This is a genomic window from Clostridium rhizosphaerae (assembly GCF_016765585.1).
Taxonomy (GTDB): domain Bacteria; phylum Bacillota; class Clostridia; order Clostridiales; family Clostridiaceae; genus Clostridium_AT; species Clostridium_AT rhizosphaerae.
Window position 1 is genome coordinate 255,635 of the sequence record NZ_JAESWC010000018.1, and the last position, 16,972, is coordinate 272,606.

Sequence of the window (16,972 nt, forward strand, 5' to 3'; positions counted from 1 at the left end):
TGATTACGTCTTTACCCTAATGTTGCTGATGTTACTGCTTTAATCACCTCAATATGTAATAGTGGAAAATAATAGTACAGGCCCAAGTACTATTATATACTATTATTTAAATAATTCAACCTTGTAATGTTAATAATTTAACTAAATTTACTGTCTTTTCTGAATTATATGTAAAAAATCTCCCTCTTGCTAAGCAAATAAGGAGATTTTTATCTTTTTAAGTCTTATTTTATCTTTTTATGAATTCTTGTGTCCAGTAAATAGTTCCATTCTGAGTTTTTGCAACTCCTACACCTATTTCATTATATTGAGGATTTAGTATATTTGCTCTATGACCTTGAGAATTCATCCAAGCAGTCATAACAGCTTGTGGTGTTCGCTGACCCATAGCTATATTTTCACCTGCTGCATAGAAGGTAATTCCGAAATCATGCATCATTTTAAATGGATCGCCATAGGTTGGAGAGTAGTGAGAAAAATAATTTTTATCTCTCATATCTGTTGATTTATATCTTGCAACTCTGGAAAGCTGCCAGTTTCCAGCCACAGGTGCAAGCCCTTGTTTACCTCTTTCAATATTTACAAGCCTTATTACTTCGTTTTCAAGCGCCTTAATATCAGCTATGTTAGGTACATTAATTTTTTGTCCAACCATAATCATATTTGGATTTGGTATTTGAGGATTTGCGTTGATTATTTCAGAAACACCAATTTCATATTTAACTGCTATCTTCCATAAGCTGTCCCCAGGCTGTACAGTATAAGTAATTTGCTGTGCATGTACTGCATTTTTTGCACATAGTACTAAAAATAAGCTAAAAAGCATTGTATAAATTTTTTTCATAACTAATCACCTCAAATATATTTTGTTAATTTTTCTTTAATTTATTTTAAATTTTATTGGTTTTATTAATATATAGCACCATTGATGCCAAAAATTATAAGGAATACATTAAAAGAATGTTTTCTTTCAATGTATTCCTTATATCAACTACTCTAAAATTTTTTTAATTTTATCTAATAATAAGTCTTTATCTATTTCATCTATATCGTCCAAAGTATCCATAAGCCTAATTATTTTTTCTTTTCTATTTTGTATAACTTTGCTTTCAATATCGTTTATATTATATCTTTCTCCGCTTCTCATAATTCTGCATTTAAATTCATTTGCTTCAGCAAGTTTTTTAAACTCAGTTCTTGCCTCTTCATCACCATGGACGAGAAGTATTTCCTTAGGTTTAGTCTTAAAACCTTTTATCCAGTCGAGAAGGCCACTTTGGTCTGCATGTCCTGAAAGTCCCTGTAAAGCGTAAATTTCAGCATTGACTGCAATTTCTTCGCCAAAAATCCTAACTTTTTTAGCCCCGTCTAATATAGCTCTTCCAAGAGTTCCTTCTGCTTGATATCCAACGAATACTATTGAACATTCTTTTCTCCAAAGGTTATGTTTAAGGTGGTGTTTTATTCTTCCAGCCTCACACATACCACTAGCTGAAATAACTATGGCTCCGCTTTGTATTTTATTTATTCTAGCAGATTCTTCTGGTGACTCACTGAATTTTAATCCTTCAAAATATAATGGATTATTTCCACTTTTTAAAATCTTTTTAGCCTCATCATCATAAACTTCGCTATACTTCTCAAATATTTTTGTAGAGGCATGTGCAAGAGGGCTGTCTACATATACTTCTATATCTTTTAGTTTTTCAGTTTCAATATATTTATTTAAGACATAAAGAACCTCCTGGGTTCTTCCTACAGCAAAAGAAGGTATTATAACATTTCCACCTCTTTTAAAAGTAGTTCTTATTATTTTCACTAGTTGTTCAAACTCATTTTCTATTTTTTCATGAATTCTATCACCATAGGTGGTTTCCATTATTACATAGTCAGCAGAATCAATATAGGTTGGATCTTTAATAATAGGAAGATTTTTATTTCCTAAATCTCCGCTGAAAACTAATTTGACTTCATTTTTATCTTTTTCTTTAATTTTTAATTCAATGATAGATGAGCCAAGTAAATGGCCAGCATCTCTAAATCGAACTTTTAATCCTTCAAAAACTTCAATCCATTTGTTATATGCACAGCTCCTAAAAAGATAAGTGGAAATTTCAGCAAGCTTAGCAGTATATAATGGTTCAATAGGTTCGAGTCCCTGCCTTATCCTCTTCCTATTTTTCCACTCAACTTCCATTTCCATTATATGGCCGCTATCCGGAAGCATTACGCTGCACAAATCTCTTGTAGCCTCTGTACATATTACTTCTCCTTTAAAACCTCTTTTATAAAGAAGTGGAATTCTTCCACTATGGTCTATGTGCGCATGGGACAAAATAACATAATCAATTTCTTTTGGGTTAAATTCAAAGTTCTCATTTCCCTTTTCTTTTTCATCTTTTCCTTGGTATAATCCACAATCAAGCAATACTTTTTTGTCATTTATTTTGAGAAGATGACATGAGCCGGTAACACAGCCGGCAGCTCCTAAAAATTGTAGCTTCATAGGTCGTACCTCCAAGCAAAAATTTAATATATTATATATGTATTATATTTATCGTAAAAAAAAACAAACCCTAAACATATTGTTTAGGGATATATTATTACTTTATACTGAATTTTTCAATTAAACCTACTATAGCTTCAACACCATTTCCCGTTTTACTATTTTCCATATTTCTTATGTAATTTTCTTTATTATTATAAAGTTCATTTATTTTCTCGATTAATGTTCTATCTTCTAACTTTTCTTCCTCAAGGACAAGGCTATATCCGCTTTTTTCAAAGGACTTAGCATTTAAAATTTGATCTCCCCTGCTTGACTTTGCTGATAACGGAATTAATAGATTAGGTTTTTTAAGTGCTAGAAATTCAAAAATGGAATTGGCACCTGCTCTTGATAGTACAATATCAGCAGCTGCTATCATATGCGGAAGTTCCTCATTTATATATTCGAACTGTTTGTAATCTTTATTATGAATATACTTTTCTTCGATATTGCCCTTACCGCATATATGAATTATGTTATATGTCTTCAAAAGTACATTTAGATTTCTTCTTAAAACATCATTTATAGCTCTAGCCCCTAAGCTTCCTCCCATAACAAAAATTACTGGTTTACTTTCCGTAAAACCGCATAATTTAATACCTTTTATTTTACTTCCCTCAAATAGTTCTTTTCTAATTGGATTTCCTGTTAAAACAGCTTTATTCTTGTTAAGCTTTTTAGCTGCTTCCGGAAAAGTAACACATATCTTTGTAGCATATGGTGAGGACAACTTATTTGCAAGACCTGGAGTAATATCAGATTCATGAGCAATAACGGGAATTTTATTAAAATAAGCACCTAAGACTACAGGTACTGCTACAAAGCCTCCCTTTGAAAAAACGATATTAGGTTTTTCTTTCTTGATTATCTCATAAGCCTCCCAAATTCCTTTTATCACTTTAAATGGATCAGTAAAGTTTTTAACGTCAAAATATCTTCTAAGCTTACCACTTGAAATCACGTGATACTTTATATGATTTTCTTCAATAATTTTACGTTCGATACCATCTTTAGTTCCAATATACTCTATTTCATACCCTAATTCTTTAAGTCTTGGTACAAGAGCAAGGTTTGGAGTAACATGACCAGCTGAACCTCCTCCAGTCATTATTATTTTTTTATTTTCCAAATTACCATCTCCTATTCTATGCAGCTTATTGGTAATCTTAGCTTAATATTTGTACAATATATATAATACTAATATAGAAGCTTTTTTGTATATAGTATAATTAAAATTTTTAAAAATTTTAATTATACTATATACATTTTTATTCCTTTTTTCCCTTTAATAATCTATTATATAAACTCTATCTTTGGATAAGATATTATTACAAAGTTAAAAGGAGGTGAATATATATGGCAAGCAGAAGCAATAGAGTATTAGTTCCTCAAGCTAAAGCTGGTTTAGATAGATTTAAGATGGAAGCTGCTAGAGAAGTAGGCGTTAACCTTAAAGAAGGTTATAATGGAGATCTTACTTCAAGAGAAAATGGTTCTGTAGGCGGACAAATGGTTAAGAGAATGGTTGAAGCTTATGAAAAAAACCTTTAATATGAAATAACCGGCATGTGGATTAAATACCATATGCCGGTGTTTTAATTTATATCTGAAAACTCAATATCTATCTTGTTGTTGATATTGCTGCCCATTGTCTCTGGTATAAGCTGAGGTTTTGATTGAGCACTGATTTTATTAAATCTTATATAAAATTCGCTTCCAACCCCTTCATTACTTTTAACTTCTATTTTACCGTCCATATATTCAACTAATTTTTTTACCAATGATAGGCCAATTCCCGTACCTTCAGCACGCCTTGATAAAGAAGTGTTTACTTGAGCAAATCTATCAAAAATATAATTTAGTTTATCCTTTGGTATACCTATTCCTTCATCCTTTACACTTAAGGCTACATTCTCCATGTCATCTTCTATTGTAACTAATATTTGTTTTCCCTCCGGCGTAAATTTAACAGCATTTGATAAGAGATTTAACAGTATTCTTTCATATTTCTCTTTATCTAAACACACCATCACTTCTTCTTCATTTGTATCAAAAATAAGTTCAATACCCTTACTTTTTGCATAAAGGTTAACTGATGCTATAATATTTTCGGTTGTATTTACGATATCAAACCAAGAATTGTTTACTGTTAAAAATCCTGCCTCAGCTTTTGATAAATCCAATATATTATTTATTAATTTCAATAGTCTGCTGCAATTTTGATCTATTCTTCTTAAAGTTTTATCTAGATTTTCAGAAATCTCATTCGAATAAATATTGTAAGCAAGCTGAAGAGAAGAATAAATAATTGTTAATGGAGTTCTTAATTCATGTGATATAACAGTAAAAAATTCATCCTTTAACTTAGCTATTTTCTCAAGCTCTATATTGTGATTTACTTCTTCAGTAATATCAAGTCCATGCATATGTATTGAGGATACCTTTCCTTCAATGTCTTTATAAGGTATAAATTTAAACTTATAAAATCTCTCATTTAAATTTTTATCTATTATCCTGTAAGGAGACAAAGTGAATTCTTTATCCTTTTTACCCACTACATCAATTATTTCATATATATTACCACTTAAATAATCGCTATCTACACCCTCGACCGGCATTCCAATAATATCCTCTAAATTAAGTTCTTTACCACTAGTATTTCTAAAAATCTGAACTTGTTCCTTATTAATAAGTTTATAAGTTAAATCTGGATAATTAAGCACAGCTATAGGTACCTCTAAAGTATTAACCACATTATTTATAAAGTAGGCCTGCTCTTCAGCCTTTATTTCATGAAGCTTAGCTTCAGTTACATCCTTCATAGTTATTATGGTATACATTACTTCCTTAGATCTATTTAAGATAGGGTTAGAGTTAATTTCAATAAATTTTTCAAATCCGCTTATCTTGTCAATAAACTTAGCAGTTAAATTTACAATGGGCACAAACTTTTCAAATGCGTCTTTATATACCTTCCATAAGTTAGTATTATCCTTTGTATTGAGAATATTATATCTTCCTCCAATAGAATATATATTTAAAAGTTCTCCAATCTGCATTCCAACTATATTGTAAACAGCCCTGTTGCACATGCTAAAGTTTCCTTTTTTATCAACAACGATTAATCCTTCAGTTATATTGTTAATAACATCTTTTAGATGCATCAAATGCTCTTTTTCTCTATCTCTAAGTATTTCTATAATATCGCATTTTGTTTTTAGTTCAGTAGATATACCTAAAAATTTTCTTCTTTCTTCTTCTAGTCTAAGTTTATTTTTTTCAATTGTTCTCTTATTTTTAATCACTTCTTCTGTAGTATCTTGTATATATAACACAATATTATTTTCACAATTACTAACGGTTATTGTGAAAAACCTATTTCTGATAATTTCTACTTCGGTTAAGATAGCTTCCTTATGCTGCATATAGCAACTTCTAATAGTCTCATTATAATCCTTTAAAAAATTTAAGGATTCATTTTTATCATAATTTGAATCCACATTTATGTTAAGCAGCTTTTTAGCCTTTTTATTTAAGTATAGAATATTTAAAGAATTATCTTCTAAAACTATTACTCCAAAAGGAATACTATCATATAAATTATAAATCACAATACCCCTCCCCAAAAGAAATAGACAATAATATAATTTTATAGGACATTGTAATTTTCTTCAAGTACTTCTGGTTATAAAACATAAAAATAGTTGATTATTAATCTAAATTATTGCAAAAAATAAGAAAAGGAGTTCCCTTAGGTTCTCCCTCTTATTGCTCTATAAGTTTGATAATCCTGATGCTATTCCTTCACAATGATTAACACAATTATCAACGTGTGTTAATTCTTCTTCTATTCTTTCTTTTACACTTCCATTTTCAGCATTGTTTGAAGCTTTTCCCAAGCAATTTTTAGCTTCTCTTAAATTTGAAAGAGCACTTTCTATATGTTTTCTTGCTTCATCATTCATAATTATACCTCCTGCTTTTGTGCATTTTTAATTTTATTCCTTGTTATTATATGCAAAAACTTAAGGTTAATTCAGATTAAATGATTTTAAGAAATTCTGTAACTTGTAATAACCAGCTGAACGGACTTATTACCCATATACTCATTAATATTAATTGAATAAACAATATCTATATTAATATCATTTTGTATTCCCTCATACATCTTCTGGAACTCATATTCACCATAATAGTCTAAGATTAAATTGTTAAATCCTTCAATATCTCCAAAGTAAATTGCATCAATAAGCCTATTATTTTTATTTATTAGTTTTAGCTTTAGGACATTCTTGTTTGAACCTAGTATAATCGCTCTTTGAATTCTAATTTTTTTATCCGCAAATAAGGGCTTTGTATTTCCTTTACCAAAAGGCTCCAAAGTTACAATCTCTTCTGCCAAATCCATTGTTATATTTGAAAGAGGCAGCTGCATATCTATAATCACCTTAGGTATTATTTCTTCATCACTTAGTGAGCAGTTTTCATTTAATCTTTTCCTAAATAATTCAATATTTTCTTTCTTTATTGATAGTCCTGCAGCCATAGGATGCCCGCCAAACTTTTCTAATAAATCCTTACATTTTAATAGTCCTTCAAACATATTATATTCTTCAATAGACCTTCCCGAACCCTTTGCCCCTTCCTTCGCTGCGGTTAACACAAAAGTTGGCAGATTATATTTTTCTCTTATTCTTCCGGCTATTATTCCTGCTACACTCTCGTGAATATCTGGTATATAAATTACTAAAACTTTATCCTTCTTAAGCTCGGAATTTTCTATCAGTTCTATTGCCATCTCTACTCCAGCGCTAGTTATCTCCTGCCTTTCCTTATTTAGGTCGTGAAGTTTTTTTGCTAATGCTTTAGCTTCTACTACATCTTCACAAATAAGCAGCTTTAGAGCCCATACAGCTTGTTCTAGACGCCCTGAGGCATTTATGCTGGGTCCAATGACAAAACCTAATGAATATACTGTTATCTCCTTATTTGATAGTCCTGTTTCTTCAAACAGAGCTTTTAATCCAATATTACTAGTGTTATTAATTAATCTAAGGCCTTGCTTAACTATAATTCTATTCTCATCAGTAAGATCAACAACATCACATACAGTAGCTATTGCTGCATATTCTAGCAGTTCATATGCCTCTGATTTGTCAACTCCAATTAAATCATAAAGCACTTCTGAAAACTTAAAAACCACTCCTGCACCGCATAAATACTTGAATGGATATTCACAATCCAGCTGTTTAGGATTAATTACCGCATCAGCTTCCGGTATAATGTACTCTCTAATTTTATCCTCATTTTCAACAAAAGGAATATCATGATGGTCAGTAATAATAACCTTAATTCCAAGTTCTTTAGCTAATTTAACCTGCTCAATTGCCGCAATGCCGTTATCACAGGTAATAATTACATTCACATCATTTTCTTTAGCAGTTTTTATTATGCTTTCATTAATTCCATAACCTTCCTTAACTCTGTCAGGTATATGATAATCCACATGAGCACCACATTTAACTAGAGTTTTATAAAGCAAATACGTACTTATAACGCCATCAACATCATAGTCTCCAACTACTAATATCTTTAACTGCCTATTTATAGCATCTTTAATAATAGAGGCGCCTTTCTCAATATCTTTCATTAATCTTGCATCGTACAATTGTTCCCTACAAGGACTTAAAAACCTGTGCGCTGTATCCTTTTCTGATATACCTCTATTAACTAGGATTTTAGCAATGATTTCGCTGCAGTTTAATTCCTGCATCATTCTTTTATAATCAAATTTAATATTTTTCAGCATCCATCTTTCCACTCAATCACATCCATCTTTTTTAAACTAAACTACAAATTACAATTTATAATATATAATTCAAAAGTTCTAATACATTCATGATGTCCCAAAAATCATTGAAAATTTGATATTTTGTGACATCATGAATGTAAGAATTTTATTGAATTATATATACTTAAAACCCCAATCATATTTCCTTGGAAATATTTTGAAACTATAATCTTACTATCTGAATTGTTGGATTAGCTAAAACCTTATTAATCACATCATATATTTCTTCTTCGCTTACATTAATTAATGCATTACTTATAAACAAATTACAATTGTTAAACATTATTTCATTTGTAGTCATATTTTTACTAAGCACTATTGATCTTTCTATTTCCAACTCTCTTTTAATTTTTATTCTCTTTGAATTCCTTTTTATCATTTCTGAGCTAAAATAGTTTTTATCATTTTTCACATTTTCAATAATTTCCCGAACTAATTTTAAAGCATTTTCAGTATTTTGCACAGAGGTACCAAGATAAATAGAAAACAGCTTTATTCCTTTTTCATATTTTATTGTACTTTTTATATCATATACCAATCCATTTTTTGTTCTAACATAATCGTACAACAAGCTGCTGGTACCTTCTCCAAAGCTTAGATTAAATAAATATAAAGCATTAAGCTCACTCTCCATCAATTCATGAACTGGAAATATGATTTGAATTTTGCTGCCATTTATCCCTTCGCGTTTATCACAAAAAACACCGCTGTTATTTTTTTCATATAGCTTTAATTTTTTCCTTTGAGACTTTTTATTCCATTTTTCATAGATATTTGAGACCTCGTTCATTACTTCATTAAAACTTAAGGAGGATACTACGGAAATTACACAATTATCAGGTGAATAAAACTCATTATAAAAGTTTTTTATATCTTGACGTGTAATTGATTTTATACTTTCTTCAGTACCAATTATAAGATTTTTTATTCTTCTTTGTTTAAAAGCATTATAAAAAAGCATATCCTCACAATATTGCTCCAAATCATCTCTCCACTCAATAAGTTCCTCTAAGATAATATTTATCTCTTCCTTAAATCCATCCTCTGGAAAAGATGGGTTCAAAATAATATCAGAGTATAATTCGAATCCCTTATGAAAGTCTTCATTTAACGTAGTACCATAGTAAATGCAGTAAGGATAATTTGTCATCGCGTTATTAAAACCAAATATCTCGTCACATAACTTATTTATTTCATATTCATTTCTAGTCTTCGTTCCTTTAAAAAGCATATGTTCTACCGCATGTGCTGTTCCAAGTTTATAGCCTTCCTCCATTACAGCACCCGCATCAAAGCCTATACAAAAGGAAGTCACATTACTTTCTCTATATTCATAAACTAATCTTAAACCATTATCTAATGTATGTTTCTTCAAATCTGTTCTCTCCTTATTATTTCTGATATAAATTTAATTTTATTGCATTATATATATCCTAGACTTATAATAACAAAAAATTCCTAGACAAGCTATCTAGGAATTTTCATAAAATTTTATTCTTGAATAATGTATGGTACAGTTACCACAACAATATTTCTTCTTTTATATAACATACTTTTTATAAACAGTGAAGTTTGATTATGCAGTATATTATGCCACCATTTTGTAATAACGAATTGGCTTATAACTACTGTTACAATTTCTCCCGGCTTTGACGCATGCTCTTCAGATTCAATAAATTTAACCAAAGGCTCGTACACATCCCTATAAGGTGAATGCTTTACAATGAGAGGAATGCCTACATTATATTCTTCCCACTTCTTTTGAAGCTTTTCGGCACATTCTGAATCAGTAGCTACATGGAAAGCTACAATATTGCTCGATAAATGTTTTGCATAATTTAAAGACTTAATAAAGGACTTGTTTAAGCTGTCTACCAATATAACAACATGCTGCTTGTCATCATTTGGAATAACTTCCTTTGGTCTTAAATCAGCTGTAAGCTTGAGCTGCTCTGCAACCCTTAAATAATGTCTTCGAATTCTAAGCATAATCACTACTAATATAGGGATTAATATACATACAATCCATGCTCCATGAAGAAACTTCGTAGCACCAATAACTATTACTGTACAAAAAGTTACCAACGCTCCCATGCCATTAATAACAGCCTTATGTCTCCAGCCTGGTGTCTTTTCCTTAATCCATTTTGTAAACATACCTGACTGTGAAAGAGTAAAAGATATAAATACTCCAACAGCATATAAAGGCATTAAAAGATGTGTACTTCCGCTAAATATTATTGCAAGCAAACTTGAAGCTATACATAAAAGCATAATTCCATTTGAAAAACCAAGTCTCTTACCTCTTCTTGAAAATTGCCTTGGGGCATATCCATCCCTAGCAATAAAAGATAATAGAAGCGGAAAATCTGCAAAAGCAGTATTAGCAGCCATTATTAATATTAAGGCTGTTGTAAACTGTAATGCGTAGAACATAAATCCACTGCCAAAAACTTGAGTTCCTATTTGCGCAAGTACAGTAACATTAGGGTCAGGTGCTGCATGATACAATGTGGAAAGATAGGACAAACCACCAAATATAAATAATACTGTTCCAGCCAAAAGTCCAAGTACTATTTTAGCATGCTTTTGAGCTGGAGCTTTAAAATTAGGAATACCATCGCTTACTGCCTCTACTCCTGTTAATGCAGTACAACCTGAAGCAAATGCTCTAAGGAATAACAATACAGTTATATTTCCCATTGTTTGTTTAGCTTCTATAGGAACTATTGGGGAAGGTCTGTATCCGAAGAAATAGTATCTTAAAATTCCTGTTACAATCATTATTCCTACAGTTAATATAAATAAGTAGGTTGGAACTCCAAACATTCTAGAGGAATCTTTAATACCTCTTAAGTTACCTATACTCAAAAGCACAATAATAAGTACAGTAATAAGAACTTTATAAGGTAAAAGCTCCGGTATAGCAGAAGTTATTGCCGCTGTTCCAGCGCTTGTACTAACTGCAACCGTTAAAATATAGTCAATAGAAAGAGATGCTGCTGCAGTTAAAGAAGGTATGGTTCCTAAATTATCTTTAGAAACAATATATGAACCTCCACCGTGAGGATAATTATCAATAGTTTGTCTATAAGAAAAGACTAATAAAAATAAAAGAAAAACTATACATAATGCTGCATAAAACATATACTTGTAAGACATCATACCTAAAACTGGTATAAGAACCCACAATATTTCTTCTCCAGCATAGGCTACAGATGAAATAGCATCACTTGATAAAATAGGAAGTCCCCAGAGCACATTAAATTTTTCATGACTTAATTGGTCAGTAGTTAATGTCTCTCCGATAAGTAGTCTTCTTAGTTTTGAAAACATGATTTACTCTCCTGATAAAATATATTTTGAAATTACATTCCCCTATTATATAGTACGGCTTGTCTATATACAATTCTCGCTTTGGGCGTTATTAATCTAAATTAGCCTATTTTAGCTAAATTATTAATAAAAAGTTTACATTTAGTTTGATTTCTGTTAAAAATCTAACTATAGGTACGCCGCTCAAAATAAAAAGATTCACATATGTTATGTAAACGATATGCAAATCTTTCTTTGTTATATTATTTTTACCTCTTTTATTACTTCATCAAAAACTATAAGCATTAAGCTTAATCCCCTGCCTGCTCTATTTTGCTGTTTTATATTTTCAATGCTGATATTTTTCTTGTTTTTCTTATTTGTAACTAATTGAATTTCTCTATTTATATATTCTCCTAAAGCAATTTCATCACTAATTGCATTTCCCTGTTTTTTAGCAGAATTAATCAATATTCCAAACACTGCCTCATCATCTTCTTTTAGACTGATTGCGATTACTCCAGCAGCTGCTTTTCCCATCAAAGGAACATCTGCACCTTTAAATCTTATGCCCAAAGCTCTTTTAGTTGCAACAAATATATCTTTATTGTCTTCATCACTACAGTATTCTACAGCTATTAATTTATCTTTTTCACTTTTAAATTTATAGGCTAAAGCACTCAGATAGTCCCCTTTGAAATCCTCCAACGAGGTTCTTTTAATCATTCCGTTTTTTGTAAAGAAATATACTGATAATGGCTCTTCATAATTATTAGTCTTTAAAATGTTCAAAACCTTGATATCTCCTGCTTTATCAGTATCAAATAGGTCCTGAAGCCTTATTTCTTTATCTAGAAGCCCGCTAAAAAGATTTGTCTGAAGGCTTAGCACATTTCCATCATTAAGAAAAATAAGAACTTTTTCCTTTGAAAAGGTAAATATATATTTATCCTTCTTTGTTATACTTCTCTTGGTGTTTAAAGCTCTAATATACCCATCTTCACTAACTGCAAGGTAAAATTCTCTGTATTCAAATTCCTTAACAAACTGAGCGGAAATAAGTTTGTCTTTAGGCGGAAGTGCCGCTAAAGCTGTAGAAGCAATATTCCTATCAGAAGCCTCCAGATTTGGTTCCTCCACTGTAAAGTTAAGCCCACACTCTGTAGAAATTTTAACAAATTCACTTTCTCTATTTTGGTCTACTAGGCTTACAGAAACCAAAACTTCATCTTCCTTAAGTTTTAAAGCTTGAAGCTTTGAGTAATTAGTTATAAATTTATTGAGACTGGTTTTCTTCATATTGCACTTACTTGTGATAAAAATGAATTCCTTTGAGTCGGATAGAGATTCCACTGAAAATACAGCCGCTATCTTTTCATTACTAAAATCCAAACCCTTTATTATCTCATCAAGTCTTTCACCTTTATCTTTCCACTTATACTCTGGAACAGCTGTACCTTTAATTTGATACATATTTCCTTTATCAGTTAAAAGAATAACTGTATGTCTTGTATTTGATTCTATAAGAAATTTATTAAAGTCTCCTTCCCTATAATCAATATCTTCTACACTGCTGTTTATTCTATTAACTGATTTTAGTGGAGTTCTTTTTATAAACCCTTCATTTGATAAGGTGATTACAGTATCTTCAACCACAATAAGTTCTTCTAAATTTATCTTTGCCTCTTCATCATTCTCAATTATTTCGGTTCTTCTCTCGTCCCCATACTTCTCTTTAATTTCATCTAACTCAATCTTAATAACCTTTAATAATTCTTTTTCATTCTCTAATATTTTTCTAAGTTTTCTAATTTCTTTTTCTAATTCTTTATATTCTTTCTCAAATGTTTTTATCTCAAGTCCTGTAAGCTTATAAAGCATTAATTCAACAATAGCCTGAGCTTGAATTTCAGAGAACCCAAAAGTATTCATCAAATTGTTTTCTGAATCCTTTTTAGATTTTGATGCTCTTATAAGTGCAATAATTTCATCCATTATATCAATAGCTTTTATAAATCCTTCTACAATATGAAATCTTTTTTCCGCAGCTTGAAGTTCCTTTTCAGTCCTTCTTCTTACAACATCCTTTTGATGATTAACATAATGTTTTATTATAGTTTTAAGTCCCATAGTTTCAGGCTTTCCATTAGCTAATGCCACCATATTAAAACTTATGTTGCTTTGAAGGTCAGTTTTTTTATATAAATATTTAAGAAGTTTTTCTGCTCCCTCAAAATCAATTGATTTTTTTAGCTCTATTACTGATCTAATACCATTTCTATCAGATTCATCTCTAATATCTGTTATAGCTTCTAAAGCTTTGGAATGTTTTTTATCATCAGTCATTTCAGAAATAGTCTGAAGAAGCCTTGCCTTTGACTTTTTATATGGAAATTCTGTAATAACAATTCCAAATCTTCCACTTTCAAGCTTTTCAACATTTGCCTTTGCCCTTAAGGTAACTCTCCCTTCTCCAGTTTCATAGGCTGCCAATAGAGAATTTTTACCTATTAAAATACCACCTGTCGGGAGATCTGGTCCTTTTATATAATTAATAAGCTCACTTGTTGTAATGTCGTTATTATCAATATAAGCTAAAGTTCCATCAATGACCTCATTTAAATTATGAGGAGGTATATTTGTAGCTAATCCAACTGCGATGCCGAAAGCACCATTTACTAAAAGATTAGGAAATCTTCCAGGCAGAACCTTCGGCTCTAATTCGGTGTTAGAATAGTTTTCCACCATCTCAACTATATCTTTATCTATATCTTTTATCATTTCCATAGCTAAAGGTGTAAGTCTCGCTTCTGTATAACGCATTGCAGCCGCACTATCTCCATCCTGACTTCCCCAGTTTCCATGTCCGTCAATTAAAGGCTTTCTAGTTGAGAAATCTTGAGCCAAAATTACCATTGCTTCATAAACTGAAGAATCGCCATGAGGATGATATTTACCTAAAATGTCTCCTACTATTCTTGCAGATTTAAAGTAAGGCTTGTCCGGAAAAGCCCTAAGAGTATACGCTCCATAAAGTATCCTTCTATGCACAGGCTTTAATCCATCTCTAACATCAGGAAGAGCCCTATCCTTAGCCACCTCAACAGCGTAAGGAAGATAATTATCCGGCATAGCTTCCTCAATAGGCACCTTTATTATATTATTATCCATAGGTATATCTATTTTCTTTGCCATATTCTCAAACCTTTCCCTTAAAATTCAGCATACTTATACATATAATTTTTCCTAGGCTCTACTACATCTCCCATAAGAAGTGATACCATTTTTTCCGACTTTGCAGCATCTTCAATAGTTACCTGCTGCAGAGTTCTTGTAGCTGGATTTAACGCAGTATCCCAAAGTTGATCTGCATTCATTTCGCCAAGACCCTTATATCTTTGTATAAGCGCACCTTTTCCTACCTCTTTTTTTACTGCTTCAAGCTCATCATCACTGTATGCATACTTGATAACTTCTCCCTTTTTATCCTTCTTATAAACCTTATAAAGTGGAGGAAGAGCTATAAATAGATGTCCATTAGCTATGAGAGGCCTCATATATCTATAAATATACGTCATCCATAAGGTCCGGATATGGTAACCATCAACATCCGCGTCTGACATTATTATAATTTTGTTATATTTTAATTCTTGTTCTTTATAGTTATCTAAAACCCCGGTTCCAATAGCTGTGTTAAATATTTTTAATTCCTCGCTGCTTAGCACATTTTCAAGCTTTTGCTTTTCTGTGTTCATTATTTTACCTTTTGAAGGCATTATAGCTTGAAACCTTCTATCTCTTGCCTGCTTTGCACTGCCGCCCGCTGAGTCTCCTTCAACTACGATAAATTCACAAAGCTCTGGTTCCTTTAAAGTACATACTGCTATTTTCCCTGCAAGAGGCGCTGTTCCTCTTCCAACCTTTTTCTTTTCAGCTTCGTTTATTTTCTTTATTTTTTCTCTTCTTGCAGCAGCATCTAGTGCATTATTAATAAACATAGAAGCTGTTTCTTTATTATCCTCAATCCACTCTGAGAATTTTGTATAAGCTAAATCATTCATCACGGTATAAGCTTCATTATTTCCAAGCTTATTTTTGGTTTGTCCTTCAAAAACTGGATTGCTTATTTTGATTCTTACGATAGCTGTAAGGCCTTCTCTTAAATCATCACCTTCAAACTCTTTATCTTTTTCCTTAATCAAATTAAGCTTTTTAGCCCATTCTTTAAAAGCTCTTGTCATTCCAGTTTTAAATCCACTTTCATGCGTTCCAGAATCACGAGTCGGAATATTATTAACATAGCTTAAAATATATTCGCTAGTTGAATCAGTAAACTGCATACATACTTCTCCATAAATAGACAATCCATTGATTTCTCTTTCTCCATCAAATATAATAGGCTGACTGTGAAGCACTGTTTTACTTTCATTTATATAATCAATAAAATCTAAAAGACCTCTTTCAGAATGATATTCCTTTTGAACCTCATCTTCAAATCTATCATCTATTAAAATTAATTTAATACCCTTATTTTGAAAAGCTAACTCCTGAAGTCTTTCATCTATAATTTCAAATTTAAAGTCAGTAGTTGAAAAAATCATTTTATCGGGCTTAAACGTAACCTTTGTACCTGTTTCAGTAGTTTTGCCTACTGCTTTTAATGCAGTAACAGGAGTTCCCGGCATCATTTTCTTTAATTGCTTATCGTAGGCATATTCAAATCGTTGCTTATGTATTTCCCCATTTTGATATACTTCAACTTCAACCCATTCAGAAAGTGCATTAACAACTGCTGCCCCTACACCATGAAGTCCTCCTGAAGTTTTGTAATTTTTATTATCAAACTTACCACCGGTATGAAGTTCAGTATACACCATTTCAACACCTGATTTTTTCTTCACAGGATGTATTCCAGTTGGTATTCCTCTGCCGTTGTCAATAATTGTTACACTTTTATCCTTATTTAGAATAATTGTTACTCTATCTCCATATCCATTCGATATTTCATCTATAGAGTTATCCAATACTTCCCATAAACAGTGATGCAGTCCCTTTGAACCAGTAGACCCTATATACATTCCCGGCCTCACACGCACAGGCTCAAGTTTCTCGAGTGACGTTAAGTCTGTCACATCATAGGACCCTCTAACTTTATTTATATCTTCCATCCCAAATCCTCCATATGTCAAAACTGAATCAGTAACGTTTTAAAACTCTACAATCAATTTAATATGTTTTCTATAAAAAGTAAAGAAAAA

Annotated in this window: 11 protein-coding genes; 1 reads left to right on the forward strand and 10 read right to left on the reverse strand. The window is 31.3% G+C overall.

Going from position 1 to position 16,972, the window contains the following annotated elements; all coding sequences use genetic code 11:
* Positions 1-229: 229 nt before the first annotated feature.
* From safA to JK636_RS20090, 3 genes are all read right to left on the reverse strand, one after another.
* A complete protein-coding gene (safA, locus tag JK636_RS20080; protein ID WP_202750769.1) occupies positions 230-844 on the reverse strand; it encodes a SafA/ExsA family spore coat assembly protein in 615 nt (204 codons plus the stop codon).
* 147 nt (positions 845-991) lie between these two features.
* Positions 992-2,506: an MBL fold metallo-hydrolase RNA specificity domain-containing protein gene (locus JK636_RS20085; protein WP_202750770.1), complete on the reverse strand. Its 1,515-nt coding sequence runs from the start codon at positions 2,504-2,506 to the stop codon at positions 992-994.
* A 97-nt stretch (positions 2,507-2,603) separates the two neighbouring features.
* The gene (locus JK636_RS20090) at positions 2,604-3,677 is read right to left on the reverse strand and encodes an undecaprenyldiphospho-muramoylpentapeptide beta-N-acetylglucosaminyltransferase (protein WP_274601630.1); all 1,074 of its coding nucleotides are present in this window, start codon (positions 3,675-3,677) and stop codon (positions 2,604-2,606) included.
* Between the two features lie 227 nt (positions 3,678-3,904).
* Here JK636_RS20090 and JK636_RS20095 point away from each other — a divergent pair, with 227 nt between their 5' ends.
* Positions 3,905-4,099, forward strand: coding sequence for an alpha/beta-type small acid-soluble spore protein (locus JK636_RS20095; RefSeq protein ID WP_202750771.1), 195 nt, complete (start codon positions 3,905-3,907; stop codon positions 4,097-4,099).
* Between the two features lie 44 nt (positions 4,100-4,143).
* Here JK636_RS20095 and JK636_RS20100 read toward each other — a convergent pair whose 3' ends face one another.
* From JK636_RS20100 to JK636_RS20130, 7 genes are all read right to left on the reverse strand, one after another.
* The gene (locus JK636_RS20100; RefSeq protein ID WP_338025802.1) at positions 4,144-6,159 is read right to left on the reverse strand and encodes an ATP-binding protein; all 2,016 of its coding nucleotides are present in this window, start codon (positions 6,157-6,159) and stop codon (positions 4,144-4,146) included.
* Positions 6,160-6,321: 162 nt separating this feature from the next.
* On the reverse strand, positions 6,322-6,513 hold the full coding sequence (locus tag JK636_RS20105) for a hypothetical protein (RefSeq protein WP_202750772.1): 192 nt from the start codon (positions 6,511-6,513) through the stop codon (positions 6,322-6,324).
* A gap of 86 nt (positions 6,514-6,599) precedes the next feature.
* The gene (gene recJ / locus JK636_RS20110; RefSeq protein WP_202751120.1) at positions 6,600-8,357 is read right to left on the reverse strand and encodes a single-stranded-DNA-specific exonuclease RecJ; all 1,758 of its coding nucleotides are present in this window, start codon (positions 8,355-8,357) and stop codon (positions 6,600-6,602) included.
* Positions 8,358-8,562: 205 nt separating this feature from the next.
* Complete coding sequence (locus JK636_RS20115; protein ID WP_202750773.1) at positions 8,563-9,774, reverse strand: M16 family metallopeptidase; 1,212 nt, start codon at positions 9,772-9,774, stop codon at positions 8,563-8,565.
* Between the two features lie 116 nt (positions 9,775-9,890).
* Positions 9,891-11,735: an APC family permease gene (locus tag JK636_RS20120; protein WP_202750774.1), complete on the reverse strand. Its 1,845-nt coding sequence runs from the start codon at positions 11,733-11,735 to the stop codon at positions 9,891-9,893.
* A gap of 237 nt (positions 11,736-11,972) precedes the next feature.
* On the reverse strand, positions 11,973-14,909 hold the full coding sequence (locus JK636_RS20125) for a DNA topoisomerase IV subunit A (RefSeq protein ID WP_202750775.1): 2,937 nt from the start codon (positions 14,907-14,909) through the stop codon (positions 11,973-11,975).
* A gap of 17 nt (positions 14,910-14,926) precedes the next feature.
* Complete coding sequence (locus JK636_RS20130; protein ID WP_202750776.1) at positions 14,927-16,882, reverse strand: DNA gyrase/topoisomerase IV subunit B; 1,956 nt, start codon at positions 16,880-16,882, stop codon at positions 14,927-14,929.
* Positions 16,883-16,972 lie beyond the last annotated feature (90 nt).